This is a genomic window from Bradyrhizobium sp., assembly GCF_049798375.1.
Taxonomy (GTDB): domain Bacteria; phylum Pseudomonadota; class Alphaproteobacteria; order Rhizobiales; family Xanthobacteraceae; genus Bradyrhizobium.
On the sequence record NZ_JBARGP010000345.1, the window covers coordinates 1 to 1,776 of the forward strand.

A 1,776-nucleotide genomic window follows, 5' to 3' on the forward strand; every position below is an offset into this window, starting at 1 on the left:
TAGGATTGCGACATGGGGACATTGCGGACTCCCCACGAGACCTCGGTCCAAGCTCTGCGCACCCTGATCCCTCGTGGAGCTTGCGCATGATGATCGAACAATCGACCCCTGCTGATTCCAAGATAGCAATCCTTTGGCGTGGCGACGAAGATGCGCGCCGCCAGGCAACGCCGCAAAATAATCGCTTCGTCCGCGTCTTCGAGGCGCTCGCGGGCGCGGCCACCGAGGCCATTCCGGTCGTCTATGACGAGAGCTTCGCGGACGACGTGCGTAACCAACTGCTGACGGTCGACGGCGTGCTGGTCTGGGTCGATCCGATCCATCAGGGCAAGACCCGCGCGTCGCTCGATCCGCTGCTCCGTGAGGTCGCGGCGCGCGGCATCTGGGTGAGCGCCCATCCCGACGTGATTTTGAAGATGGGGGTCAAGGACGTCCTCCATCGAACGCGCCACTTCGGCTGGGGCACCGACACCTATCGGTACGACGATGCCAAGATATTCCGCACCGAGTTTCCCCCACGCCTGCGTGCGAGCGGCCCCCGTGTCCTCAAGCAAAACCGGGGCAACGGCGGGCAAGGCGTATGGAAGGTGGAGGATGTGCCGGGGCGTGACACGATGGTCCGGATCCTGCACGCGCAACGCGGCAGCCGGCCGGAGGAATTGCCGCTCGATGGGTTCTTGACCCGATGCGAGTCCTATTTTGGATGGGGCGGCTGCATCATCGACCAAGCGTTTCAACCGCGCCTGCAAGAGGGCATGATCCGATGTTACATGAGCGGATCGAAGGTGGCGGGCTTCGGTCACCAGCTTATCAAGGCCTTGCTGCCGCCTCCGCCTGCTGGTCCGGATTCAGCCGAAGCTCAACCCGGGCCGCGGATCATGCATGGGCCCGACGCCCTGCCATTCCAGGCTCTGCGGCGCTTGATGGAAAACGAATGGACGCCGCAATTGATTGAGACCCTCGGCATCGACGAGGCATCGCTGCCCGTGATCTGGGACGCCGATTTCCTCTATGGCCCACGTGACGCGGCCGGCGCCGACACCTACGTCCTCTGCGAGATCAATGCGAGTTCGTGCTTCGCAATTCCGGACGAGGCACCGGCTGCGATCGCACAAACGATCAGGGCGCGCCTTGAAAGAACGCGAAGCGACGTGCTCGGCCAATAACGAGCAGCCGCGCAGAGCGAGGACCTCCGTCCGGTCCAGCCGAACGGAGGCTCTAGTGCACCATCACCCATGACGGCTGCAGGACTGGATAGGCGATCAGGCCGACGACGGCGGTCGCAGCGATCAGCAGCGGATTGCTGACCTTCCATCGAAACAGGATCGCGAGCGACACGATCCCGACCAGCGCCGTCAGCCAGTCGCCGATCGCGATCCGACCGAGCAGGATGCAGGCGCCGAGGATGGTCCCGATCGCGGCGGCGTAGGCGCCCTTGACGAAGCCCTGCACATTCGGGTTGGCGCGATGTCGCGCAAGCAACGGCGCGGCAATCAGCACGAACAGGAATGATGGCAGGAAGATCCCGACGGTCGAGACCAGCGAGCCCCAGAAGCCGGCAACGAGATAGCCGACGAACGTCGCGGTGATCACGACCGGCCCCGGGCTGATCATGCCGATCGCGACCGCGATCAGGAACTGACGCTGATCGAGCCAGCCGAATTGCTGAACAAGCCCCTGCTCGAGGAACGGCACGATCACCAGCCCGCTGCCAAAGGTGAGAGAGCCCGCCTTGAGGAAAAACAGCAGCAGCTTGCCGAGGATCGAGCTTGATGT

Annotated in this window: 2 protein-coding genes; one reads left to right on the forward strand and one right to left on the reverse strand. The window is 63.6% G+C overall.

The features are described from left to right. The first annotated feature begins 86 nt into the window (after window positions 1-86). Window positions 87-1,166, forward strand: a complete 1,080-nt coding sequence (locus WA702_RS14510) for a Cj0069 family protein (protein WP_425111226.1) — start codon at window positions 87-89, stop codon at window positions 1,164-1,166. Between the two features lie 52 nt (window positions 1,167-1,218). On the opposite strand, the gene WA702_RS14515 is transcribed toward WA702_RS14510, so the two are convergent. Further along, window positions 1,219-1,776: chromate transporter (locus WA702_RS14515; protein ID WP_425111227.1), on the reverse strand; the 558-nt coding region annotated here is incomplete at its 5' end.

Bases quoted from the DNA above. Each gene is read 5' to 3' on its own strand.
- WA702_RS14510 (WP_425111226.1), top strand. From the start codon at position 87: ATGATGATCGAACAATCGACCCCTGCTGATTCCAAGATAGCAATCCTT.